Here is a 23,467-nt window from a genome sequence, read left to right as displayed (position 1 = left end):
GACGGGCTCCGTCGACCGCGCGCCGGGTCAGCGGATGATCAGCGCCATCGCCTCGGCGCGGGACTTCGCGTCGCGCTGGAGCACGCCGCGGACGGCCGAGGTGATGGTCTTGGCGCCGCTCTTCTGGATGCCGCGCATCGCCATGCACATGTGCTCGCATTCGAGCACGACGACGACGCCGCGCGGCTCCAACTTGCTCATCAGCAGGTCGGCGATCTGTGAGGTGAGCCGCTCCTGCACCTGAGGGCGGCGGGCGAAGACCTCGACCAGCCGGGCCAGCTTGGACAGGCCGGTGATCCGGCCGTCCGGCCCGGGAATGTAGCCGATGTGCGCGCTGCCCCGGAACGGGAGCAGGTGGTGCTCGCAGAGGCTCATCACGTCGATGTCCCGGACGAGCACGAGTTCCTCGTGGTTGGCCTCGAAGGTGGTGCTGAGCACCTGGGCCGGGTCGACCCGGAGACCGGCGAAGAGCTCGGCGTACGCGCGGGCGACCCGGGCCGGCGTCTGCTGGAGGCCGTCCCGGTCCGGGTCCTCGCCGACGGCGATGAGGATCTCGCGGACGGCCTTCTCGATCCGGGCCAGGTCCATGGTCTCCTCGACCGGCCGACCGGTGAGCTTGCCGCTGATCAGTCGGGCGGCGACGTAGTCGAGGGCCTCGTCACCGTCGGGCTCGGTAGACGAGGCGGCCAGCCCCTTGTCGGGGCTGGCCGCGGCGTCCGTGTTCAGTGGGTACCGTCCGAGTTGTTCGAGGAGCCGCCGACGGACGCGCCGTCGGCCTGCGCCTGTGCCTTGAGCTTGTCCTTCTCGGCCGGGGTGAGCACCGGCGGCTCGGTGGAGGGCAGGCGCTTGCCGAAGCCGTGGTAGGGGGCCATCGGCGGGCGCTTCACCACCCGGGCGCAGATCCGGGCCATGTCGGCGGTGGAGAGGGTTTCCCGCTCCATCAGCTCCAGGACCATGGTGTCGAGCACGTCCCGGTATTCCACCAGGATCTCCCAGGCCTCGTCGTGGGCCAGCTCGATCAGCGCCCGCATCTCGCCGTCGATCTCGGCGGCCACCGAGTCGGAGTAGTCCCGCTCGTGGCCCATGTTGCGGCCGAGGAACGGCTCGTCGCCGCTGGTGCCGTACTTGATCGCACCGAGCTTGGAACTCATGCCGTACTGAGTGATCATCGCGCGGGCCAACTGGGTGGCCTTTTCGATGTCGTTGCCGGCACCGGTGGTGGGCTCGTGGAAGACCAGTTCCTCCGCGGCCCGGCCGCCCAGCGCGTACGCCAGGGTGTCGATCATCTCGGCCCGGGTCTGGGTGTACTTGTCCTCGGTCGGCAGGACCAGGGTGTGCCCCAGCGAGCGACCACGGGACAGGATCGTCACCTTGTGCACCGGCGCGGCGTGCGGCAGCGCCCAGGCCACCAGCGCGTGCCCACCCTCGTGGTACGCGGTGATCTTCTTCTCCTGGTCGCTCATCACCCGGGTCCGGCGCTGCGGACCGGCGATCACCCGGTCGATCGACTCCTCCAGGGAGTCGTTGGTGATCGCCCGCTGGTCCTTGCGGGCGGTGAGCAGCGCGGACTCGTTGATCACGTTGGCCAGGTCGGCGCCGCTGAAGCCCGGGGTACGCCGGGCGACCGCGTCGAGGTCGACGTCGGGCGTGAACGGCTTGCCCTTGGCGTGCACCCGCAGGATCGCCTTGCGGCCCTCCATGTCGGGGGCGTCCACCGGGATCTGCCGGTCGAAGCGGCCCGGGCGCAGCAGCGCCGGGTCGAGGATGTCCGGCCGGTTGGTGGCGGCGATCAGGATGACCCCGCCCTTGGTGTCGAAGCCGTCCATCTCGACGAGCAGCTGGTTGAGGGTCTGCTCGCGCTCGTCGTGGCCACCGCCCATGCCGGCGCCGCGGTGCCGGCCGACGGCGTCGATCTCGTCGACGAAGACGATCGCCGGGGCGTTCGACTTGGCCTGTTCGAAGAGGTCGCGGACCCGGCTGGCGCCGACACCGACGAACATCTCGACGAAGTCCGAGCCGGAGATCGAGTAGAACGGCACGCCGGCCTCGCCGGCGACGGCCCGGGCCAGCAGGGTCTTACCGGTACCGGGCGGGCCGAAGAGCAGCACACCCTTCGGGATCTTGGCACCGACAGCCTGGTACTTCGCCGGGTTCTGCAGGAAGTCCTTGATCTCCTCCAGCTCCTCGACGGCCTCATCGGCCCCGGCCACGTCCGCGAAGGTGGTCTTCGGCGTGTCCTTGGTGATCATCTTCGCCTTGGACTTGCCGAAGTTGAGCACCCGGGAGCCGCCGCCCTGCATCTGCGACATGAAGAAGAGCAGCAGGAGCACCAGCAGGGCGATGGGGAGCAGGTTGACCAGCAGGCTCACCCAGACGCTGTCTGAGGAGACCTTGGTGTCGGCCGGGCCGGTGACCCGGTTCGCGGCCTTGGCGGCCAGCACCTCGTTCCAGACCTGGTCGCCGGCCTGGTAAGGGAACTGCGCCTCGATTTTGTCGGTGGTGGTGTCACCGAACTTGGTCTTCTGGGCCAGGTCGAGCTGGAGCGTCTGCTCCTTGTCCTGGAAGACCGCCTTATCGATCTTGACCGTGTGGAGCTGGTCGAGCGCAACGGAAGTGTCCACGCGGTGGTAGCTGGGACCAGCGGTGAACAGTTGACTGAGCACAACGGCGCCGAGGATGACCAGGATGATCCAGACCACCGGTCGGCGGAAGAAACGCGTACGTTCCATACTGTTGTCGAGCGCCGAGACGCTCGCATCCTCCTGATCGACGTCCTGACCGTCTGAATGGTGTCGCCGCCTCGGGCGGCGGCCGGAGCCGCCGTGCGGGCCGGCCTCGACCCCGAAGCGCGCGAACTGCCGCGCCGCGGTCATTCGACGGTACACCGTTCGTGCCAGATGTGAGCTTGCGAGCCCAGCACTTACGCGTACGGCGAACCGGGTTTGGGCCGGCGTGACGGGGAGGGTTGCCTCCACGTCACCGACCCCTACCGTAGTCCGGGGAGCTGAGAGCCCGCTGAACGTCCGCTCGACGAGTGCCGATACCCGCAGGTCGGCGGGGCGGTTCAGGCGCGGGCGTAGACCTCTGGCTTGAGCACACCGACGTAGGGCAGCTCGCGGTACCGCTCGCCGAAGTCGAGACCGTAGCCGACGACGAACTCGGTCGGGATGTCGAAGCCGACGTACTTGACCGGGACGGCGACCTTGACCGCGTCCGGCTTGCGGAACAGGGCGACCACCTCGACGCTGGTCGCGGAGCGGGACTCCAGGTAGCGCAGCAGCCAGGAGAGGGTCAGGCCGGAGTCGACGATGTCCTCGACGACCACCACGTGCCGGCCGGCGATGTCCCGGTCCAGGTCCTTGAGGATCCGGACCACCCCGGAGGAGGTGGTGCCCTGGCCGTACGAGGAGATGGCCATGAAGTCGAGCTCGGCCGGGGGGCCGTTGCGGCCTAGCGCGCGGGCGAAGTCGGCCATGAACATGACCGCGCCCTTGAGCACGCAGACGAGCAGGAGTCCGTCCTCGACGTGCGCGTAGTCCGCCGAGATCTGCTTGGCCAGCTCCGCGGTCTTCTCGCGGATCTGCGCCTCGGAAATGATCACGTGGTCGATGTCGGCGTCGTACCAGGAGCCGTCAGCCATGCTCCTAGCCTGCCGTACGCCGGATGGCTTCCGTCGGCGGGGCCGCGCCTTTTGCCGCGGTCCCGCCGGGGATTTTCGGCGCGGAAGGTGCAAATCACCTCAGCAGGTGCCGGAGCGCCAGCGACGGCCGTCGGCGGTGGGCTTCCAGTCGGCCGAGTCGCGGGTGTCGGCGCCGAGGCCGGCGGCCGAGGCGACGGCCAGGACGAGGAGGAAGAGGAAGAGCAGCAGGAACTCCATGGCGGCGCTCGCTTTCGCGTGGTTGATATGGGTTTCGCCGCCGGTGCGCACCGGACTGAGACCAGTCTGCGACCACGCGAGCGGCCCGGAAAGTGGCAGGAATGCCAGTGGGCATCGATTTCCTGCCGCCCCTTCGGTTACCCTCGTCACATGCTTCGCTCCGTTGCCGTGATCGCGCTTGACGAGGTCGCCGCGTTCGAGCTCGGCGTCCTCGCCGAGGTGTTCGGCACCGACCGGACGGACGACGGCTTCCCCGGCTACCGCTTCGCCGTCTGCACCGTCGACGGCAGCCCGGTGCGCAGCCGCTCCGGTTTCCTGATCACCCCGCACGCCGACCTCGCCCCGGTCGAGAAGGCCGACCTGGTCGCCGTGCCGGCGCACGCCGAGGGGGCGACCGCGCCGGCGCCGGTGCTCGACGCGCTGCGCCGGGCCGCCGACCGGGGGGCGTGGGTGTTCAGCGTCTGCTCCGGCGCGTTCGTGCTGGGCGAGGCGGGGCTGCTCGACGGGCGGGACTGCACCACCCACTGGCGGCACGTCGACGACCTGCAACGCCGGCACCCGGCGGCCCGGGTCCGCTGCAACTCGCTCTACGTGCAGGACGGCCGGCTGCTCACCAGCGCCGGCACCGCCGCCGGGATCGACGCCTGCCTGCACCTGGTCCGCCAGGAGCACGGCTCGGCGATCGCCACCCGGCTGGCCCGACGGATGGTCGTCCCGCCGCACCGCGACGGGGGCCAGTCCCAGTACGTCGAGGCCCCGATCCCGAAGGCGCCGGAGGCGCCCACCCTGGAGCCGGTGCTGGAATGGCTGATGGGCCACCTGGACCGGACGGTGACCGTGGAGGCGCTGGCCGCGCGGGCCGGGATGGCGCCGCGTACCTTCGCCCGCCGGTTCCGGGCCGAGACCGGCACCACCCCGCACGACTGGCTGACCAACCAGCGGGTGCTGCTGGCCCGGCGGCTGCTGGAGGAGACCCGGCTGAGTGTGGAGACCGTGGCCGACCACTCCGGCTTCGGCGACGCGGCGGCGCTGCGACACCACTTCACCCGCCGGGTCGGCACCACCCCGCACGCGTACCGGACGACCTTCCGGGAACGCGTCGAGGCCTGATCACCAGCCCAGCATCGCCCCGTCCACCCGGGACTCCGAGCCGGCCACGTACCCGCCGGTCGCGTGCCGCCAGATCGCCTGCCCGTACCCGAAGACGGCCCGCTCCGCCGCGACCGTGACCTCGTGGCCGCGGGCCCGGAGGGCGGCGACCAGGCCCTGCTCCGCGGCCAGCTCCGGCTCGACGAGCACCGATCGCCCCGCGTGCCAGTACCAGCGGGGGGTGTCCAGGGCGGCCTGCGGATCCCGCCCGGCATCCAGGGTCGCCGAGACCAGCTGCACGTGCCCCTGCGGTTGCATGTGCCCGCCCATCACCCCGAACGGTCCGACCGGCTCGCCGCGCCGGGTGAGGAATCCCGGGATGATGGTGTGGAAGGGGCGCTTGGCCGGCCCCACCACGTTCGGGTGCGTCGGGTCGAGACGGAACCCGGTGCCCCGGTTCTGCAGCGCGAAGCCGTGGCCGGGCAGCACCACCCGGGAGCCGAAGGCCAGGTAGGTCGACTGGATCAGGCTGACCATCATGCCGCCCGAGTCGGCGGTGCAGAGGTAGACGGTGCCGCCCCGCTCCGGGTCGCCGGCCACCGGATCGCCGGCCCGGTCGGTGACCAGGGCCCGCCGGGCCGCCGCGTACCCGGGGTCGAGCAGCGCCCCCGTCGGCACCGGCGCGCGCTCCGGGTCGGCGACGTACGCGTGCGTGTCGGCGAAGCCGAGCTTCACCGCCTCGATCTGCCAGTGCAGCCGTTCCTCGGGCGACAGCACGGCCAGGTCCACGCCGTCGAGGATGTTCAGCGCCAGCAGCGCCGCCACCCCCTGCCCGTTCGGCGGCAACTCCCACACCTCGTGCCCCCGGTACCGGGCGCTCACCGGGTCCACCCAGGTGGACGTGTGCCGGGCCAGGTCGTCGCCGGTGATCAGCCCACCGGTCCGGGCGGCGTGCGCGTCGATGGCCGCGGCGATGCTCCCCCGGTAGAAGTCGGCCGCGCCGGTCGCGGCGATCCGCCGGAGCGTCCGGGCCGCGTCCGGGTTGCGCCACCACTCACCGGGTCGCGGCGCCCGTCCGTCCGCCGTGAACACCCGGTCGAACTCGGCGTACTCCGCGCCCGCCGGACCGGGCGCGGCGACCGCCCGGGCCCAGGTCGCGGCGGTGCCGGCGGCGACCGGGTAGCCGCGCTCCGCGTAGCCGATCGCGTCGGTGAAGAGCTCGGCGAAGGGCCGCGAGCCGAAGCGGTCGTGCAGGTCCCGCCAGCCGGCCGGCGCGCCCGGCACGGTGACCGGCAGCCAGCCGCGGGCCGGCACGGCCGGCCCGTCCGCCTGCGCGCCGCCGAGGGCGTCGACCGGCGTCGCGCCCCGCCGGTCGGTCGCGGCCAGCACCATCTCGCGGGTCAGCGCCGCCGGCGAGCGGCCGGAGGCGTTCAGGCCGTGCAGCCGCTCGCCGTCCCAGACGATGGCGAAGAGGTCGCCGCCGATGTCGTTCGACGGCGGCTGCACGACGGTCAGGGTGATCGCGGTGGCCAGCGCCGCGTCGACGGCGTTGCCGCCGCGCCGCAGCACGGCCAGGCCCGCGGCCGCCGCGAGCGGCTGGCTGGTCGCGACGGCGCCGTTCGGGGCGAAGAGCGGCTGTCGGGGGTACGCCATCCGCCATGTCTACCGCCTCCGGCGGCTCCCGGCGAGGGTCGCCCGCGCCCCAACGCACCAGCCGGCTGCCGGTCGACAGGTGCCGCCTCACGCCCTTTGCTCTGCTGCAGCCCACGCAACACGTGGACGGGCGGGTGTTGCCTCCGCTGCAGCAGAGCAAAGGGTGCGCGGAAGGTAGGCCCGAACGGTGAGCCAACGCGCTCGGCGCGGGAGGACAGCGGACCGGGGCGGCTCAGCAGGGGTCGACGCGGGTGAGCCGGCCCGCGCGGCGGGCCACGCGCAGGCCGCCGGGCAGGTGGACCGCGCCCTGCCCGTGCCACTCCGTCACCAGGGCGTCCAGCGCGGCGACGTGCCGGTGCGACAGCGCGGCCGGCGTCGCGCCCAGTTCCCGGGCCCAGGCGTGCAGCACCCGGGTGCGCACCGCCGCGGGCAGCGCGGCCAGCGCGTCGACCGCGAGCCCACCCGCGGGCGAGCCGGCGTCGGCCAGCGCGGCGGCGGCGAGGCCGTCCAGGGCGGCGGTGTCCGCGGCCACCATCCGGGCCGTCCGGGCCAGGTTGTCCAACACCGCCGGGCCGAGCGCCCGGACCAGCGCCGGCAACGCGTCGGACCGGACCCGGGCCCGGGCGTACGCCGGGTCGGCGTTGTGCGGGTCCTCCCATGGGGTGAGCCCCAGCGCGGCGCAGGCCTTGCGGGTGTCGTCCCGGCCGACGCCCAGCAGCGGCCGGAGCAGCGGCACGCCGTCCAGCTCCCGGCGCTCCGGCATCCCGGCCACGCCCCGCGGGCCGGCCCCCCGGGCCAGCGCGAGCAGCACGGTCTCGGCCTGGTCGTCGCGGGTATGGCCGAGCAGCACCGCGGCGGCGGCGCGCCGGCGGGCGATGGCGACGAGGGCCTGGTAGCGCGCCTCCCGGGCGGCCGCCTCGGGGCCACCCGGCCGGCCGGCGACGGTCACCGGGACCGCGTCGACCGGGTCGAGGCCGATCCCGACGGCCCAGCGGGCCACCGCGTCGGCCCGCTCCGCCGAACCGGGTTGCAGGCCGTGGTCCACGGTCACCAGGCCGGCCCGTCGACCCAGCCGAGGGGCGACGAAGGCGGTGGCGGCCGCCAGGGCGAGCGAGTCGGCCCCGCCGGAGCAGGCGACCAGCACCGGCCCGTCCCCGGTCAGCCCGGCCAACACCCGACGGACCGCGACCCGGACCGCGGCGACCGGCGGGGCGAGCGCGGCCACGGCGGACGGCTCAGCCGGCGGTCGGAGTCGCGGCGGCCGGGCCGTGCACCCGCGCCACCCAGGCGTCCGGGTCGCCCAGCTCCTCCAGCCTGGGCAGGGTCAGCGGCGAGCCGAAGATCTTGTTGAAGCCCGCCATGCCGACCCGCTCGACCACGCCGTGGACGAACTTGCGGCCCTCGGCGTACTGGCGCATCTTGACCTCGACGCCGAGCAGCCGGCGGATCGCCTTCTCCAGCGGGTTGCCGGACTCGCGGCGCCGGTTGAACGCGGCCCGGATCGACTCGACGCTCGGGATCACCTGCGGGCCGACGCCGTCCATCACGAACTCGGCGTGCCCCTCCAGCAGGGTCATCAGCGCGGTGAGCCGGTCGAGCACCGCCCGTTGGGCGGGGGTCTGCACGATGTCCAGGACGCTGGCCCGGCTCTCCGGGTCCTTCACCGCGTCGGAGAGGGTGGCCACGCCGCGCCGCAGCCGCTCCAGCAGGTGCTCGCCGCCCTGCGAGGCGTCGACGAACGCCTGCACCTCGCCGAGGAAGTACGCGCGCATCCACGGCACGGCGGTGAACTGGGTCCGGTGGGTCACCTCGTGCAGGCAGACCCAGAGCCGGAAGTCACGCGGGTCGCATCCCAGCTTCCGCTCCACCTCGACGATGTTCGGCGCCACCAGCAGCAACTGGCCGGGGTCGCCGGAGAAGACCTCGTACTGGCCGAGGACCCGGCCGGAGAGGTAGGCCAGCACGCTGCCGGCCTGCACCCCGGTCAGCCGGGAGCCGATCGCCTCGGTCAGCGGCCCGGGCCGCTTGTCCCCGGAGAGCCGGTTCACCAGCGGGGTGATCACTTCACGCAGCCCGGCGATGTTGGCGGCCGCCCAGTCCCGGCGGTCCACCACCCGCACCGGCGGATGTGCGACCTGCGAGCGCAGCCCCGTGTAGTCGGCGACGTGCCCGGCCGCCTCCTCGGTCAACCGCCGCAGCTCACCGACCACGTCGGTGGCCTCGGCGTACGACACCCGGGGGCCAGACTTGCCCAGCGCCCCCGCGGTCGCGGCGGCCAGATCCCAGTCCACGAACTGCGCCATGAACCCACCGTACCCGCGCCGGAACACCCCGGCCCGGGCTCGGCGGCGCGATCGACGCCGATCGCACCCCTTCGGCGGCTCAGCGGCAGCCGCAGCCGGCCAGCGCCGAGGTGATCCGGTCCAGGGCCTGGCGGGTCTCGTCCAGGGTGTCCGGCGGCGCCTGGTCGGTCAGCACCGCGAACGTCAGCAGCCGGCCATCGGCGGTGGTGACCAGTCCGGCGATGGCGTTCACCCGGGCCAGTGTCCCGGTCTTCGCGCGGACCACGCCGGCCCCGGCCTTCGTCACCGCCGCCTGGTAGCGGTCGTCGAGGGTGCCGGACCAGCCGCCCACCGGCAGGCCCCCGAAGATCGCCGCGAGCTCGGGGTGGCTGCCGTTGCCGGCGAGGGTGATCAGATCGGTCAGCAGGGACGGGCTGATCCGGTTGGTCCGGGACAGGCCGCTGCCGTCGGCGAGGCTGATCTCGTCCGCGGGCAGCCCCAGCTCGCCGATCACCGCGTCGGTCGCCGCGGCGCCACCGGCGAAGGAGGACGGCTTGTTCCGGGCCAGCGCCACCTGCCGGGCCAGCGACTCGGCGATCACGTTGTCGCTCTCGCTGATCATGATGTCGACCAGCCGGACCATCGGCAGCGACTCGACCTTGCCCAGCTCGGTGCCGGGCGCGGGCGCCCCGGCCGCCGCACTGGCCCCGGACGCGGCGGGGGCCTTACCCCGCTTCGCCTGGGCGGCGTCCCCGGAGAGCCCGCGCAGCCCGGCGAACTGCCTGCCGGCGCTCTGGTCCGGCTGCGGTACCCGCTCGGCGGCGCCCTGGGTGTCGTCGGCGGTCCGCCCGGCCGCCGCCGCGTCCCGGCGGGCCCCGTCGGTCATCAGCGCGGTGATCGCCGCCCCGACGCCGCCGGTCGGGATGTCCGCGTCCCAGCCCGGCTCGTACACCGGGCCGCTGAACAGGGACGAGTCGACGGTGACCCGGGTCGGCGCGGTGCCGCCCAGCGCCTTGCGGACCTGGGCGGCCAGGTCGTTCAGCCGGGCCGCGCCCGGATAGAAGCCGTCCTTGTCGACCGCCAGGGTCGGGTCGCCGCCGCCGACGATGACCACCTCGCCGGGGGTCGCGCCAGCCACCGCGCGGGTGGGGATCCGGTACGCGGGACCCCGGGCGGCCAGCACCGTCACCGCGGTCGCCAGCTTGGTCACCGAGGCGGGCACCGTGGGCGCGTCCTGGCCACTGCCGTACAGCGCCTTGCCGGTGGCCACGTCGGCCACCGACACGTTCACCCGGTCGCCGAGGGCCGCCGCGCGGACCAGCGGGTCGAGCGCGGCGCGCACCCCGTCGGCGGTCGGCACCGGGGCGTTGGAGTCCGGGCCGGCGAGCACCACCGGCGGGTCGGGCTCGGCGGCCTGCGCGCTGGCCGCCGGCGCGGCGGTCCCGCTGCCCAGCCAGCCGGCCACCGGCCCGGGTCGTACCACGGCCAACCCGACCGCGGCCAGCACGACGACCAGCACGGTGGCGAGCACGGCCACCGGCAGCCGGCGCCGACGACGGGCCGGCGGCGGCCCGGGAGCAACCGGCGGGGCGGCCCGACCGACCGGTGTGCCGCCCGGGCCGTCCTGGTCCGGCCAGCGAATCGGGCCGGCGCCGTACGGCGCCGGCTCGGCCCGACCCGCGAACTGCCCGGGGCGCGCCCGGCCGACCGGCTCAGGACCGTACTGCTCGGGGTTGGCCCGGCCGACCGGCGCGGAGCCGGCGCCGGGGCGGCGGCCGGGGTCGCCGGGCGTACGGGGAAACTGGGCGTCGGGGACCGGGACGCGTCCGCTGGCGCCCCCGGAGCCGGGACTGCCGAACTTCCGCCCGTCAACCCCCTCCGGGCGGTAGTGTGAATCTTCCCTCCCCACGACCCCCTCCTCCGCAGTCGTAAAGCACCTTGGGTGACACTACTTCGGTCCGAACACTATGCGGCGACCGGAGCTGGCGGGTGGGCATTCACCTGTCCGGGGGGCGGCGCCACTGGTTTCCGTCAGCCAGCGTGGGCAAACGAGGGAGCGTGGAAGATGGATTTCGACGTCACGGTTGAGATCCCGAAGGGTCACCGCAACAAGTACGAGGTGGACCACGCGACCGGCCGGATCCGGCTGGACCGCACCCTCTTCACGTCCACGCAGTACCCGGCCGACTACGGCTTCATCGAGGGCACCCTGGGCGAGGACGGCGACCCGCTGGACGCCCTGGTGCTGGTCCCCGAGCCGACCTTCCCGGGCTGCCTGATCCGCTGCCGGACCATCGGCATGTTCCGGATGACGGACGAGAAGGGCGGCGACGACAAGGTCCTCTGCGTGCCCTACGAGGACCCGCGCCAGGAGCACCTGCGCGACATCCACCACCTCGGCGAGTTCGACCGGCTGGAGATCCAGCACTTCTTCGAGGTGTACAAGGACCTCGAGCCCGGCAAGTCGGTCGAGGGCGCCACCTGGGTGGGGCGCGTCGAGGCGGAGGCCGAGGTCCGCGCCTCGTACCAGCGCGCCAAGGACGCCGCCGAGCACGGCGACGCGCACTGATCGTCAGACGTGTGACAGGCCCGGGTCGCTCGGCGACCCGGGCCTTCGCGTCGTCCGGTCAGCCGAGCAGGCCACGGGCCCGGTCGTAGAGGTCCAGCACCGCGCAGGCCACCGGGACCACGGAGACCACCAGCGCGGTGTCGGTGAGGTCGGCCAGCCGACCGAGGTACGGGGAGACCGGGCGCCGGGCGTAGCTGGTGCCGGCCGCCACCGCGACCAGGGCCAGGGCGACCCCGCCGACGGTCAGCGCGAGCAGGCCGGCGGAGCCGGACCGGTCGGCGAGCACCCCGCCGAGCACGGCGAACCCGGCCAGCCCGGCGGCCACGGCGGGCACCCGGTGCCGCAACGCGACGAAGAGCCGGGACCGCAGCAGCAGGACGGCCGACCCGACCGCGACCAGCAGCCGCCCCGCCGCCCCACCCGCCACGGCCAGCACCGCCGCGGCGGCGACCGCGAGGACGGCGTGCCCGAGCAGCATGCCGGTCAGCATCTCCTCGGTCCGGGCCACCGCCGCGTGGACCCGGCCCCGGTCGGGCAGGTCCCGGACCGCGGGCGCGTCCCCGGCGGATCCGGTGGCCGGCAGGGTGATCGGCGGCAGCGGCAGCTTGCCCAGCCGGATGGCCAGCAGCGGCAGCGCGCCCAGCGCGAAGACGAGCGCGCAGAGCAGCACCGCCGCGGTGGCCGCCGGGTCGAGGAAGAGCCCGCCGAGCGCGGCGAGCGCGCCGACCGAGCCGACGGTCGCGCCGGCCACGAAGACCCGGGACCGGGTGGCCACGCCGAGCAGGCCGAACACCGACAGCAGCAGCAGCGCCACCGAGCCGGCCAGCAACTCGGGCGCGCCCAGCCAGCGCAGCGGCCCGAACGGGCCGATCGGGTCGCCGGAGCTGACCGCCAGGGCGCCGGCCGCGGCGCCGTACGGCAGCGCGTACCCGCCGAGGGTGGCGCCGGCCGGGCCGTCCGCGTACGCCCGGGAGGCGGCCGTGCCGGCGAGGACGAGCAGCAGCGCCACGGCCGCGGCGACCGGCCAGCCGGTCCGCTGCCCGGGGCCGCCGGCCAGCACGGCGACCAGCCCGACGGCGAGCGGCACCCCCGCCCCGGCCAGCGTGGCGGCTCGGGTGGCGGCGGGCGACCAGGCACTGCCCCGGCGGCGGGCGGCGTCGGCGATCGCCTCGACCACGTCGTCGTACTCCAGCTCGGGCCACTGGGCGCGGGCCGGCACCAGGTGCAGCACCTCGCCGTCGCGCACCCCCTGCGGCAGCAGCGCCTGCGCGGTCGCCAGGACCGCGCCGTCGGCACGCCGGAGCACCCAGCCGCCGTGCCGCTCCCCGTCGTCGGCCAGTCCCTCGCCGGCGTGCCGCAGCACCTCCGGCAGCAGCTCGGCCAGGGGGACCTGCTCCGGCAGGGCCACGTCCACCCGCCGCTCGGGAGCGCTGATGGTGACCCGCGCCAGGCCGACTGTCATCGACATTTCTCCATATCGAACCGGAACGGTGGCTGACGGACGAGAGGACTTTACCTACCATGAGCCAGGCTCGGGTTACCGAGAGCCATGGGAGGGCTCAGTGTCCACTGTCGTCATCAAGCGCCCGCCGCGGCGTCCCGCGCCGGAGATTCCGGTCGGCGAGCTGCCGGTGGAGGCGCCGCCGGAGATCCCCGTCGGCGCCGGCGGGCGGTGGCAGCAGGCGCTGATGGTGCTGCCCATGCTCGGCGGCACGGTGGCGATGGCGATGATGTTCGGCCGGGGCGGTGGGGCCTACTCGTACGTGGTGGGCGGCATGTTCGGGCTCTCCTCGGTGGCCATGCTGGTCACCTCGTGGGGCAGCGCCGCCGGCACCCCGAAGAAGTCGGAGATGATGGCCGCCCGACGGGAGTACCTGCGGCACCTGACCGCGCTGCGCCGTCGGGTCCGGCAGGCCGCCGGGGCGCAGCGGGCCGGGCTCTACTACCGGCACCCCGACCCGGGCCGGCTCTGGTCCACGGTCGACAGCCACCGGGTCTGGGAACGCCGGCCGGGCGACCCCGACTTCGCGGTGGTCCGGGTGGGGGTCGGCCCGCAGACGCTGGCCACCCCGCTCGTCCCGCCGGTCACCCGGCCGCTCGAGGAGCTGGAGCCGATGACCGCGGGAGCGCTGCGGCGCTTCCTCGACGCGTACGCGGTGGTGCCGGACCTGCCGGTGGCGCTCTCGCTGCGCAGCTTCGCGCGGGTCTTCGTCCGCGCTCCCGCCGACCCGCGGGCCACCGGCGCGGCGGCCGCGCAGGCCCTCGCCCGGGCGGTGCTCGCCCAGCTGGCCGTCTTCCACGCCCCGGACGAACTGCTGGTCGCGGTCTGCGCCGGGCCGGAACGGCGGGCGCTCTGGGACTGGGTCAAATGGCTGCCGCACGCCCAGCACCCGGGCCGCACCGACGCGCTCGGGCCGGTCCGCCTCGTCGCCAGCTCCGCCGCCGAGCTGGAACGGCTCCTCGACGAGGTGCTGGCCAGCCGGTCCCGGTTCAGCCCGGCCGGCCCGGCCACCGACGGGCCGCACGTCGTGGTGGTGCTCGACGGGGGCGACCTGACCGGGGCCACCGCCCTGGTTGGCGACGGCGGCATCGACGCGGTCACCGTCATCGACCTGGACACCCCGCCACCCCGGCTGCTCGACCGGTACGCCCTCCTGCTCGACCTGCGCGACGGCCGGCTGCACTCGCACTCGGCCGAGGGGGCCGCCGAGGTCGGCGCCGCCGACGCGCTGGCGCTCGCCGACGCGGAGGCGATCGCCCGCCGGCTCGCGCCGCTGCGGCTCGCCGGCACGGTACGTGGACCGGACGCCCCGCCCGGCGCCGAACCGGGCCTGCCCGAGCTGCTCGGCCTCGGCGATCCGGAGAGCTTCACCGCCGAGCAGGGCTGGGCCGCCCGGCCGGCGCGGGACCGGCTGCGGGTGCCGATCGGGGTCGGCGCCGACGGTGGCGCGATCGAGCTGGACCTCAAGGAGTCCGCTCAGGACGGCATGGGCCCACACGGCCTGCTCATCGGGGCCACCGGCTCCGGCAAGTCCGAGCTGCTCCGCACGCTGGTGCTCGGGCTGGCCGCCACGCACAGCTCGGAGCAGCTCAACTTCGTGCTGGTCGACTTCAAGGGCGGCGCGACCTTCGCCTCGTTCGACCGCCTCCCGCACACCGCCGCGGTGATCACCAACCTGGCCGACGCGCTGCCGCTGGTGGACCGGATGGTGGACGCGATCAACGGCGAGCTGGTCCGCCGGCAGGAGCTGCTGCGCCGGGCCGGCAACTTCGCCAGCCTCCGGGACTACGAGCGGGCCCGGGCGACCGGCACCCCGCTCGCCCCGCTGCCGTCGCTGCTGCTGATCTGCGACGAGTTCTCCGAACTGCTCTCCGCCAAGCCGGACTTCATCGACCTCTTCGTGCAGATCGGTCGGCTGGGCCGATCCCTCGGCGTGCACCTGCTGCTCGCCAGCCAGCGGCTGGAGGAGGGGCGGCTACGGGGGCTCGATACCCACCTGTCGTACCGGATCGGGCTGCGGACCTTCTCCGCGTTGGAGTCCCGGACGGTGCTCGGCGTGCCCGACGCGCACGAGTTGCCCCGCTCCCCGGGGCACGGGTACCTGCGCTCCGGCACCGACCCGCTGGTCCGCTTCAAGGCCGCGTACGTCTCCGGCGCGGTCCGCCGCCGGGGCGGCCCGGCGGGCGCGGCAGGCGCCGGCGCACCCCGGCTGCTGGCCTTCTCCACCCACCTGGTGCCGGTGCCGGAGCCAGCCACCCCGGCCGCGCTGCCCGCCGCCGAGGAGGACGCCCCCACCGAGACCCTGCTCGACCTGCTGGTCGGCCGGCTGGCCGGGCAGGGCCCCCCGGCCCACCAGGTGTGGCTGCCGCCGCTGGACCGCTCCCCCACCCTCGACGAACTCCTCGGCCCGGTCGGCCCCGACCCGATACGCGGGCTCACCGTCGGCAACCCCGAGCTGCACGGGGCCCTCCAGGTGCCGGTGGCGGTGGTCGACAAGCCGTACGAGCAGCGCCGGGACCTGTTCTGGCTGGCCCTGGACGGCGCGGCCGGGCACGTCGCGGTGGTCGGGCAGCCGCAGGGCGGCAAGTCCAGCCTGCTGCGCACGCTGATCTGCGCGCTGGCGCTCACCCACACCCCGGCCGAGGCGCAGGTCTACGGCCTCGACTTCGGCGGTGGGGCGCTCGGCGTACTGCGGGACCTGCCGCACGTCGGCGGGGTGGCCGGCCGCTCGGACCCGACCGCGGTCCGCCGTACGGTCGGGGAGATCGCCGCCCTGCTCGCCGAGCGGGAACGCCGCTTCGCCGAGCTGGGCGTGGAGTCGATGGCGGCGTGGCGTCGGCGGCGGGCGGCGGCGCTGGCCACCGGGCAGCCGGGGACGGACCCGTTCGGCGACGTGTTCCTGGTGGTGGACGGCTGGGGCACCCTGCGCAACGACTACGAGGACCTGGAGCCGCTGGTCACCGACCTGGCCACCCGCGGCCTGTCGTACGGCGTCCACGTGGTGGCCAGCTCCGTGCGCTGGACCGACTTCCGGCCGGCGATCCGCGACCTGTTCGGTTCCCGGCTCGAACTGCGCCTCGGCGACCCGTCGGACTCGGTGGTGGTCAAGCGGGCGGTGGCGGCGAACGTGCCGGAACAGGCCGGCTGGGGCATCACCGCGGAGGGTCTGCACTTCCTCGGCGCGCTACCCCGGGTCGCCGCCCTAGGTGGGGAGACGGTCGACCTGGTCAAGGCGGTCGTCGGGGCCTGGGCCGGACCCGCCGCCCCCGAGGTCCGGTTGCTCCCGCCGGCGCTGCCGTACGCCGAGCTGGACCTCGCCGCGACCACCGGCCTGGCCTTCCCGGTCGGGGTGGCCGAGGCGGACCTGCGCCCGGTGGTGCTGGACTTCGCGACCGAGCCGCACTTCGTGGTCTTCGGCGACGCCGAATGCGGCAAGTCGTCGTTCCTGCGGGCGCTGGCCACCTCGATCATCACCCGGTTCGCCCCCGAGCAGGCCCGGGTGATCCTGGTGGACTACCGGCGCAGCCTGATGGGCACGATCGAGACGTCGCACCTGATCGGGTACGGCACCGCCGCCCCGCACACCACCGAGCTGATCGAGTCGGCGGCCGGCTATCTGCAGGGCCGGATCCCCGGACCCGAGGTGACCCCGGCCCAGCTGCGCAGCCGGTCCTGGTGGTCCGGGCCGGAGCTGTTCGTGCTGGTGGACGACTACGACCTGGTGGCCGGCGGGCCGACCAACCCGCTGCGCGCCCTGGAGGAGCACCTGCCGCACGCCCGGGACGTTGGGCTGCACCTGGTGCTGGCCCGCCGTTCCGGCGGCGCCGGCCGGACCCAGTTCGAGCCGATCATCCAGCGGTTGCGGGAGCTCTCCACGCCCGGCCTGGTGATGTCGGGCGGCCCGGAGGAGGGGGCGCTCGTGGGTCAGGTGAAGGCGGGCCCGCTGCCCCCGGGCCGGGGCCGGCTGGTGACCCGCCGGGAGGGGGTCCGGTTGGTGCAGCTGGCCCACCTGCCGCCGACGTGACCGGAGTCACCGACTTGCAGCGTGACGCACGGGAAACCCGGTAATCTCCGAGCAGCATGTTTCTGTCGCGATGAATGGCTGGGGAATGTGACCAGGGATCGGCACGGAGCTCCGACCGCGACCCGGCACCTCGTGGGACGCACGCTGCTCGGTGTGGCGGTCGCCGCCGTCACGGTCGCCGTCCCGCTCGCCCCGCCCGCGCACGCCGCTCCGGCCCGTACGGCCACCGCCCCGGTCGCCACGTCGCGGCAGGTCACCGCCCTGCCGGTGGCCCGCCGGCAACCGGCGTGGCTCGCCCCGCCGGACACCACAAGCCGGGTCGACCAGGTCCGTGAGGAGCAGTGGCAGCTCGACGAGCTGCAGGCCAGGACGGCCTGGCGCAGCTCGACCGGGCGGGGGGTGATCGTCGCGGTCATCGACTCCGGGGTGGACGGTTCCCACCCCGACCTGGCCGGCCAGGTGCTGACCGGCGTCGACCTGGTGTCCCCCGACGGTGCCGACGGGCCCGACCCGGTGGGGCACGGCACCACGGTCGCCGGCCTGATCGCCGGCCGCAAGGACGACGACCGGGGCGTGGTCGGGCTGGCACCGGACGCCAGGATCCTCCCGGTCCGGGTGCTCGACGACGAGAACCGCTACGACGACGCGATGATCGTCGCCAAGGGGGTGCGCTGGGCGGTCGACAACGGCGCCCGGGTGATCAACCTGTCCCTCGGCGGCGGCGGCGACAGTCCGGCCCTGGCCGCGGCCCTCGACTACGCCTTCGCCCGGGACGTCGTGGTGGTCGCCTGCACCGGCAACCTGGCCACCTCGACCAGCCCCAAGGTCTGGTATCCCGCCCGGGAGCCCGGCGTGCTCGCCGTCGCCGGCCTGGAACGCAGCAGCCAGAATCTCTGGTCCGGCTCGATCACCGGGCACGAGACGGTGCTCACCGCACCCGCGACGGCGCTCTTCGGGGCCCGCTCCGGCGGCGGGTACTGGCGCGTACAGGGCACCAGCTTCGCGTCCCCGCTGGTCGCCGCGACCGCCGCCCTGGTCCGGGCCCGCTTCCCGCAGATGTCCGCCGGGGACGTGGTCAACCGGCTGATCGCCACCGCGAAGGACCTCGGGCCCACCGGCCGCGACGACCGCTTCGGCTACGGCATGGTCGACCCGGTCGCCGCGCTTACCGCCGACGTGCCGGCGGTGGGGCGCAACCCGCTCGACGACACCGACTCCCCCGGCGTGGTGGGCTTCGGCTCGGCGCCCGGATCGGGGCAGGACGACCGGGCGGCCGGGCGGGGCGCCGACCCGTTCAGCTTCACCACACCGAAGCAGCAGACCCGGTGGACGGCCCAGCCTGCGGGCCAGCCGGACGACTCCGCGCCGGAACGGCTCTGGACCGGTCTCGCCCTCTTCGTGGCCCTGGTCACCGGTGCCGCGCTGATGATCCGCCGGTTCCGTCTGTCGCAGCGGTGACCCCGGCGCGGCCGGTCTGAGCGGGCCGTCGGTTGGGTAGTGCTGGGGGCATGAGCGGGTCGGGCGAGCACAGTCGGATGTCCACGACCGAGCGGTCCTGGCGGGGCCGCCGGCTGGACCCGGACCATTCGCTGGGCCTACGGCTCACCCTGGCCGCCGCCGCGGCGTTCCTGGTGCTGGTGCCGTTTGCCCTGCTGGCCCTGCTGGTGCTGGCGGCCTGGCCGCCGCTGTACCGGCTGGACGCCTCGGTGACCGACGCGCTGCACGGGTACGCCGTCGCCCATCCGGCCTGGGTGCGGCTGATGAGCCTCTGGACCGACGTGTTCGCGCCCGGCCCGCTGCGGGCCGCCACCGCCGTCGTGGTCGGCTGGCTGCTGTTCCGCCGGGCGCGGCGGTTGGCCCTCTGGGTGGTCACCACGATGGTGGTGGGCGGGCTGCTCGGCGCGCTGCTCAAGCTGCTGGTCGGCCGGCACCGGCCGGACCTGCTCGACCCGGTGGCCCGGGCGGCCGGCTTCTCCTTCCCGTCCGGGCACGCGCTGAACGCCACCCTGACCGCCGGGGTGCTGCTGCTGGTCTTCCTGCCGTTCACCCGCGGCCGGCGGCCGCTGCGCTGGGCGCTGTGGGTCGCCGCGATCCTGCTCGCGGTGGTCACCGGCGTCAGCCGGATCGCCCTCGGCGTGCACTTCACCAGCGACGTGCTGGGCGGTTGGCTGCTCGGCGTCGCGGTGGTGGCGGCGACCGCGGCCGCCTTCCGCACCTGGCGGACGCGGACCGGTCGGCGGCCGGCGCGGACCGCCCGGGAGGGGGTCGAGCCGGAGCTGGCCGAACCGGCCCCGGACGAGGCGCGCCGCAAGCACGCGTAGTTCCGCATCCGGTGGGGTAATGGGCCGCCCATGTCCGATGTCGCGGTTCAAGTGACCAAGCGAGTCCTGCTGCCTCTGGCCCTGCTCTTCTCCGTCATGGTGGCGCTGGGCCTCCTGGTCACCCGGGTGCTCGCGAAGGCCTGGCCGTTCACCGTGGAGGACGCGGTCAACCGCGAGCTGGCCGGCGACCGCACCGCGGGCTGGAACGTCGTCTCCCTGGTGTTCAGCACGCTGGCGAGCACCCAGATGATCGTCGTGGTCACCGTGCTGGTGGCGCTGGTGCTGCGGCTGGTGCTGCACCGCTGGCGGGAGCCGCTCTTCCTCTGCGCCGCGGTGACCGCCCAGGCGCTGGTCTTCCTCTTCACCACCATGGCCATCGACCGCCGCCGGCCGGCCGTCGAGCACATGGACGTCTCGCCGCCCACCTCCAGCTTCCCGTCCGGGCACACCTCAGCGGCGGTGGCGCTCTACGTCGGCATCGCGGTGCTGCTCGCGCTGCTGGCGAAGACCACCCCGGCGAAGATCACCTGGTGGACGCTGCTGGTCCTGGTGCCGGTCGGGGTCGCGGTCACCCGGCTGTACCGGGGCATGCACCACCCCAGCGACGTGTTGGCGTCGTTCGTCAACGGCGGCATCTGCGTGGCGATCATGGCGCGCGCGGTGCTCGACCGGACGCTGACCTGGGGTCGGGCCAAAATGCCGCTCACCCGTTCGGGTGACGACGTTTCCGCCCCCGCAACCGCGGGCGGCTGACCCGGCGTCCGTCGCGGTCGGGCGCCGCCGGTCGGCTCAGGTGCAGTCGCCGGTGCCGACCGCCCGGGTACGCTCCGCGCCGGCCAGCGCCACCGGCCGGGCCTCGGCGGCGGTCACCGCGAAGCCGGTGTTGGGGTCGTCGGCCGCCGCCGCGAAGATCACCCCGAGCACCAGCCCGTTCGCCGAGACCAGCGGGCCACCCGAGTTCCCGCTGCGCACCAGCGCCCGGATGGTGTAGATCTCCCGGGTCACGTCCCCGGAGGAGTAGATGTCCGGCCCGGTGATCCGGTCCACGTCCCGCACCCGGGCGGGCCGGGCGTCGTACGGGCCGTCGAGGGGGAAGCCCAGCACGATCGCGTCCGCGCCGCTGCCGGCCTGCCCGGCGGCGAAGCGCAGCGACGGACCGGGCAGCCCGGGCACGTGCAGCACGGCCAGGTCCCGCTCCGGGTCGTAGACCACCACCTCGCCGTCGTACCGCTCGCCGCGCAGCTCGACCGCCACCGAGCGGGTGCCGGCCACCACGTGCGCGTTGGTGATCACGCGGTCGTCGGCGTACACGAAGCCGGAGCCCTCGATGCGGCGGGCGCAGCTCGGGGCGGAGCCGAGCACCTTGACCACCGCCCGCTGGCTGTTGGCCACCACCGTGGAGCCGGCGAGCGCCGGGTCGGGCGGGGAGACCTGCCGGGCCCGGGTCGGCGCGAGGTCGCCGAAGACGTCCGGGAATCCGTTGGTGTCGACCGTGTCGCGCAGCGCGGTGGAGAGCTCCTGGGCCTTGTCGGGCAGGATCCGGTCGATCACGGTGAGCAGCGCGCTGTTCCGGATCGAGGAGGCCACCGCGGGCACCGCGGAGGAGCCCAGCGGTACCGCGACCAGCCAGGCCACCAGCATGACGGCGACGAGCGACACGATCGCCCCGCCGATGTCGTCGAGCCGCTTGACCACTTCGTTGGTGATCGTCTTGCGCAGGTGCGAGCCGAGCCAGCCGGCGAGCGCCTGACCGAGCACGGCGAGCCCGAAGATCGCGACGAGGGAGATCAGCACGCGGATCCCGCTGCCGACGAACTGCCGGGCGATCAGCGGGCCGACCTGGAGGCCGACCAGCGCGCCCAGGAAGAAACCGGACAGCGACAGCGCCCCGATAGCGAAGCCCTGGCGGTATCCGCTGACCGCGAACACGAGCATGAGCAGGAGCAGGACGAGATCCACGACGGACACGCGTCCAGGGTACGGGCAGCCGGCACGGAAGCGGCCCACCGCTCGCGCAACGTGACGGTCAGGTCAGCGGACCGGGCTCTCGTCGACCGCGTCGGTGCCGGCCGAGGGCGCCGGGGCGGCGCCGGTCGGCGGCAGCTCCACCACCCGGCCGCGCGGCCACGGACGGGCCCAGCCACCCATCTCCAGCAGTGTGGCCAGCACTCCGGCGGTGAACCCCCAGACCAGCATGCCGCGGGCCGAGAAGGCCGGCCCGATCCAGCCGCTCGGGTGGCGGACCCGCATCCGGTTGTCCGGGTCGACCAGCTCGGCGATCGGCAGCCGGGCGACGTGCGCGACCTCGGCCGGCTCCCGCGGGTGCACCGGGTGCGGCGCGTGCCACCAGGCGAGCACCGGGGTGACCACGAAGTCGCTGACCGGGATCCAGAGCTTCGGCAGCTCGGCCAGGACGGTGACGCTGGCCGGATCGAGCCCGACCTCCTCGTTCGCCTCGCGCAGCGCCGTGGCGCTGGCGTCGGCGTCCTCCGGATCGGCCGCGCCGCCCGGGAAGGCCGGCTGGCCGGCGTGGTTGCGCAGGGTGGCGGCGCGCTGGAGGACCAGGACGTCCGGGCCGGTGCCCGGCTCCTCCCCGAGCAGCACGAGCACGGCGCTCTCCCGGCCACCGCTCTCCGGGGTGGCGAGCCGGGTGAAGTCTTCGGCGCAGGCGGTGCCGAGCCGGCCGAGCAGCGGATCGAGCCACGGCGGCGGTTGCCGGTTCATGCGCTTACCGCCACGCCGAGGTGCTGGCGGACCAGCTCGGTGAGCCGGGCGTCGTCGAGCGCGCCGGTGGCGTCGGTGTGTCGGACCCGACCGTCCGCGCCGACGAAGAGGGTGAGCGGGAAGGAGTTCCGGTGGAGCGCCCGCTCGAAGGCGTCCCCCTGGTCGACCAGCATCGGGAAACGGACGCCGAAGTCCTCGCCGATGGACTGGGCCCCGCCGCGACTGTCCCGGCTGTTCACCCCGATCACCTGGAACCGGCCGGCGGCGCGTTCGCTGAGCCGCTGGAAGGCGGGCAGCTCCTTGCGGCAGGGCGGGCACCAGGACGCCCAGACGTTCACCACCGCCGGACCCTTCATCGCCCGCAGGTTCACCGGGGTGCCCCCGGTGAAGCAGGAGAGGACCAGCTCGGGCAGCGGCTCACCGGGCCCGGCGGTGGGCGCGGGGGCGGCCGAGGCCGGCCCGGCGGTCAGCGTGGCGCAGTCGGCGAACGGCGAGGGGCGCTCGGCACGGGTGGCGGGCGGCGGGGCCGCCTGCTGGTCGGTGGCGGTGCAGCCGGCGACCGCCAGCAGCACCGGGACGAGCAGGGCCGCGAGTCGGTGGTTCACGGCACCTCCGCCGCGACCGCCTGCTGCGGCACCAGCTCCGGGTCGATCCCGACGGCCGCCGCGAGGTCCCGCGCCCGGGGCCCCTTGAGCAGTTTGGCGGCCGCCGCCGGCTCGGTCGGCCCGGTCCCGTACGACGGGCAGAGCTTCGCCAGCGTGCAGGCGCCGCAGGCCGGTTTGCGCGCGTGGCAGACCCGCCGGCCGTGGAAGATGATCCGGTGCGACAGCATGGTCCAGTCGCGCTTCGGGTAGAGCGCCCCTACCACGTGCTCGATCTTGACCGGGTCGGTCTCGGTGGTCAGCCGCCAGCGCTGCACGAGCCGTTGGAAGTGGGTGTCGACGGTGATGCCGGGGACGCCGAAGGCGTTGCCGAGGATCACGTTCGCGGTCTTGCGGCCGATCCCCGGGAGGGTCACCAGGTCGGCCAGCTTGCCGGGGACCTCGCCGCCGTACCGCTCGCAGAGGGCCCGGCCCAGGTTGATCAGGGAGCTGGTCTTGTTCCGGTAGAAACCGGTCGGCCGGATCAGCTCCTCCAGCTCGGCCCGGTCCGCCCCGGCGTAGTCGGCAGCGCTGCGGTAGCGGGCGAAGAGCTTCGGGGTGACCTCGTTGACCTTCTTGTCGGTGCACTGCGCGGAGAGGATCGTGGCGACGGCGAGCTCCAACGCGTTGGAGTGGTCGAGTTCACAGTGCGCGTCGGGGTGCGTCTCGGTCAGCAGCCGGCCGATCCGCCGGGCGCGGCGCGTGCGGCCGAGATCGGTCTCGGCGGAACTGGTGGTCACGCCGGCCAGCCTACGTCGAGCGGGCGACGTGTCGGCGGGCCCACGC

The 23,467-nt window shown here is 74.6% G+C and carries 19 protein-coding genes; 6 read left to right on the top strand and 13 right to left on the bottom strand.

Annotation, left to right across the window (positions count from 1 at the left end; all coding sequences use genetic code 11):
- Positions 1 to 27 precede the first annotated feature (27 nt).
- The 4 genes from folE to SLP03_RS17050 form a co-directional block, all read right to left on the bottom strand.
- Positions 28 to 690, bottom strand: coding sequence for a GTP cyclohydrolase I FolE (gene folE, locus SLP03_RS17065; protein WP_319461611.1), 663 nt, complete (start codon positions 688 to 690; stop codon positions 28 to 30).
- A gap of 32 nt (positions 691 to 722) precedes the next feature.
- On the bottom strand, positions 723 to 2,729 hold the full coding sequence (ftsH, locus tag SLP03_RS17060) for an ATP-dependent zinc metalloprotease FtsH (protein WP_319461586.1): 2,007 nt from the start codon (positions 2,727 to 2,729) through the stop codon (positions 723 to 725).
- A 335-nt stretch (positions 2,730 to 3,064) separates the two neighbouring features.
- On the bottom strand, positions 3,065 to 3,640 hold the full coding sequence (hpt, locus tag SLP03_RS17055; protein WP_319461585.1) for a hypoxanthine phosphoribosyltransferase: 576 nt from the start codon (positions 3,638 to 3,640) through the stop codon (positions 3,065 to 3,067).
- Between the two features lie 99 nt (positions 3,641 to 3,739).
- Positions 3,740 to 3,877 (bottom strand): hypothetical protein, encoded by a 138-nt coding sequence (locus tag SLP03_RS17050; RefSeq protein WP_238454303.1) that lies wholly within the window; start codon positions 3,875 to 3,877, stop codon positions 3,740 to 3,742.
- 150 nt (positions 3,878 to 4,027) lie between these two features.
- Here SLP03_RS17050 and SLP03_RS17045 point away from each other — a divergent pair, with 150 nt between their 5' ends.
- Positions 4,028 to 4,987: a GlxA family transcriptional regulator gene (locus SLP03_RS17045; RefSeq protein ID WP_319461584.1), complete on the top strand. Its 960-nt coding sequence runs from the start codon at positions 4,028 to 4,030 to the stop codon at positions 4,985 to 4,987.
- On the opposite strand, the gene SLP03_RS17040 is transcribed toward SLP03_RS17045, so the two are convergent.
- The 4 genes from SLP03_RS17040 to dacB all read right to left on the bottom strand — a co-directional run bounded on the left by SLP03_RS17040 (position 4,988) and on the right by dacB (position 10,810).
- Positions 4,988 to 6,619, bottom strand: a complete 1,632-nt coding sequence (locus tag SLP03_RS17040) for a gamma-glutamyltransferase family protein (RefSeq protein ID WP_319461583.1) — start codon at positions 6,617 to 6,619, stop codon at positions 4,988 to 4,990.
- A 232-nt stretch (positions 6,620 to 6,851) separates the two neighbouring features.
- The gene (tilS, locus tag SLP03_RS17035; protein ID WP_319461582.1) at positions 6,852 to 7,844 is read right to left on the bottom strand and encodes a tRNA lysidine(34) synthetase TilS; all 993 of its coding nucleotides are present in this window, start codon (positions 7,842 to 7,844) and stop codon (positions 6,852 to 6,854) included.
- Between the two features lie 10 nt (positions 7,845 to 7,854).
- Positions 7,855 to 8,922 carry a zinc-dependent metalloprotease gene (locus SLP03_RS17030; protein ID WP_319461581.1) on the bottom strand — a complete coding sequence of 356 codons (1,068 nt, stop codon included), beginning with the start codon at positions 8,920 to 8,922 and terminating at the stop codon, positions 7,855 to 7,857.
- A gap of 79 nt (positions 8,923 to 9,001) precedes the next feature.
- Entirely contained in the window at positions 9,002 to 10,810 is a 1,809-nt protein-coding gene (dacB, locus tag SLP03_RS17025; RefSeq protein WP_413644538.1) for a D-alanyl-D-alanine carboxypeptidase/D-alanyl-D-alanine-endopeptidase, read from the bottom strand.
- 156 nt (positions 10,811 to 10,966) lie between these two features.
- On the opposite strand from dacB, the gene SLP03_RS17020 reads away from it, so the two are divergent.
- Positions 10,967 to 11,470, top strand: coding sequence for an inorganic diphosphatase (locus tag SLP03_RS17020; protein ID WP_319461580.1), 504 nt, complete (start codon positions 10,967 to 10,969; stop codon positions 11,468 to 11,470).
- Between the two features lie 58 nt (positions 11,471 to 11,528).
- Here SLP03_RS17020 and eccD read toward each other — a convergent pair whose 3' ends face one another.
- The gene (gene eccD / locus SLP03_RS17015) at positions 11,529 to 12,932 is read right to left on the bottom strand and encodes a type VII secretion integral membrane protein EccD (protein ID WP_319461579.1); all 1,404 of its coding nucleotides are present in this window, start codon (positions 12,930 to 12,932) and stop codon (positions 11,529 to 11,531) included.
- Positions 12,933 to 13,032: 100 nt separating this feature from the next.
- Between eccD and eccCa the strand changes: the two genes are divergently transcribed.
- From eccCa to SLP03_RS16995, 4 genes are all read left to right on the top strand, one after another.
- Positions 13,033 to 16,995 (top strand): type VII secretion protein EccCa, encoded by a 3,963-nt coding sequence (gene eccCa, locus SLP03_RS17010; protein ID WP_319461578.1) that lies wholly within the window; start codon positions 13,033 to 13,035, stop codon positions 16,993 to 16,995.
- Positions 16,996 to 17,127: 132 nt separating this feature from the next.
- A complete protein-coding gene (gene mycP, locus SLP03_RS17005; RefSeq protein WP_319461577.1) occupies positions 17,128 to 18,453 on the top strand; it encodes a type VII secretion-associated serine protease mycosin in 1,326 nt (441 codons plus the stop codon).
- Between the two features lie 77 nt (positions 18,454 to 18,530).
- Positions 18,531 to 19,316 (top strand): phosphatase PAP2 family protein, encoded by a 786-nt coding sequence (locus SLP03_RS17000; RefSeq protein ID WP_319461576.1) that lies wholly within the window; start codon positions 18,531 to 18,533, stop codon positions 19,314 to 19,316.
- Between the two features lie 51 nt (positions 19,317 to 19,367).
- A complete protein-coding gene (locus SLP03_RS16995; RefSeq protein WP_319461575.1) occupies positions 19,368 to 20,069 on the top strand; it encodes a phosphatase PAP2 family protein in 702 nt (233 codons plus the stop codon).
- A 36-nt stretch (positions 20,070 to 20,105) separates the two neighbouring features.
- Here the strand turns inward: SLP03_RS16995 and SLP03_RS16990 are convergent, their stop codons facing one another.
- The 4 genes from SLP03_RS16990 to nth form a co-directional block, all read right to left on the bottom strand.
- A complete protein-coding gene (locus tag SLP03_RS16990) occupies positions 20,106 to 21,284 on the bottom strand; it encodes a MarP family serine protease (protein WP_319461574.1) in 1,179 nt (392 codons plus the stop codon).
- A gap of 63 nt (positions 21,285 to 21,347) precedes the next feature.
- Complete coding sequence (locus SLP03_RS16985; RefSeq protein WP_319461573.1) at positions 21,348 to 22,040, bottom strand: CoA pyrophosphatase; 693 nt, start codon at positions 22,038 to 22,040, stop codon at positions 21,348 to 21,350.
- Positions 22,037 to 22,645, bottom strand: coding sequence for a TlpA disulfide reductase family protein (locus tag SLP03_RS16980; RefSeq protein WP_319461572.1), 609 nt, complete (start codon positions 22,643 to 22,645; stop codon positions 22,037 to 22,039). The genes SLP03_RS16985 and SLP03_RS16980 overlap by 4 nt, the downstream gene beginning before the upstream one ends.
- A complete protein-coding gene (gene nth, locus SLP03_RS16975; protein WP_319461571.1) occupies positions 22,642 to 23,421 on the bottom strand; it encodes an endonuclease III in 780 nt (259 codons plus the stop codon). The genes SLP03_RS16980 and nth overlap by 4 nt, the downstream gene beginning before the upstream one ends.
- Positions 23,422 to 23,467: the final 46 nt, after the last annotated feature.

It is taken from the genome of Micromonospora sp. RTP1Z1 (genome assembly GCF_033804685.1).
Classification (GTDB): Bacteria; Actinomycetota; Actinomycetes; order Mycobacteriales; family Micromonosporaceae; genus Micromonospora.
The sequence above is the reverse complement of the archived record's forward strand: the minus strand, read 5'-3'. Positions and strand labels throughout refer to the sequence as shown.

Coding starts and splice junctions, on each gene's coding strand:
- ftsH (WP_319461586.1), bottom strand. CDS start 2,729: ATGGAACGTACGCGTTTCTTCCGCCGACCGGTGGTCTGGATCATCCTG.
- hpt (WP_319461585.1), bottom strand. CDS start 3,640: ATGGCTGACGGCTCCTGGTACGACGCCGACATCGACCACGTGATCATT.
- SLP03_RS17050 (WP_238454303.1), bottom strand. CDS start 3,877: ATGGAGTTCCTGCTGCTCTTCCTCTTCCTCCTCGTCCTGGCCGTCGCC.
- SLP03_RS17045 (WP_319461584.1), top strand. CDS start 4,028: ATGCTTCGCTCCGTTGCCGTGATCGCGCTTGACGAGGTCGCCGCGTTC.
- SLP03_RS17040 (WP_319461583.1), bottom strand. CDS start 6,619: ATGGCGTACCCCCGACAGCCGCTCTTCGCCCCGAACGGCGCCGTCGCG.
- SLP03_RS17030 (WP_319461581.1), bottom strand. CDS start 8,922: ATGGCGCAGTTCGTGGACTGGGATCTGGCCGCCGCGACCGCGGGGGCG.
- SLP03_RS17020 (WP_319461580.1), top strand. CDS start 10,967: ATGGATTTCGACGTCACGGTTGAGATCCCGAAGGGTCACCGCAACAAG.
- eccD (WP_319461579.1), bottom strand. CDS start 12,932: ATGACAGTCGGCCTGGCGCGGGTCACCATCAGCGCTCCCGAGCGGCGG.
- SLP03_RS17000 (WP_319461576.1), top strand. CDS start 18,531: ATGTCCACGACCGAGCGGTCCTGGCGGGGCCGCCGGCTGGACCCGGAC.
- SLP03_RS16985 (WP_319461573.1), bottom strand. CDS start 22,040: ATGAACCGGCAACCGCCGCCGTGGCTCGATCCGCTGCTCGGCCGGCTC.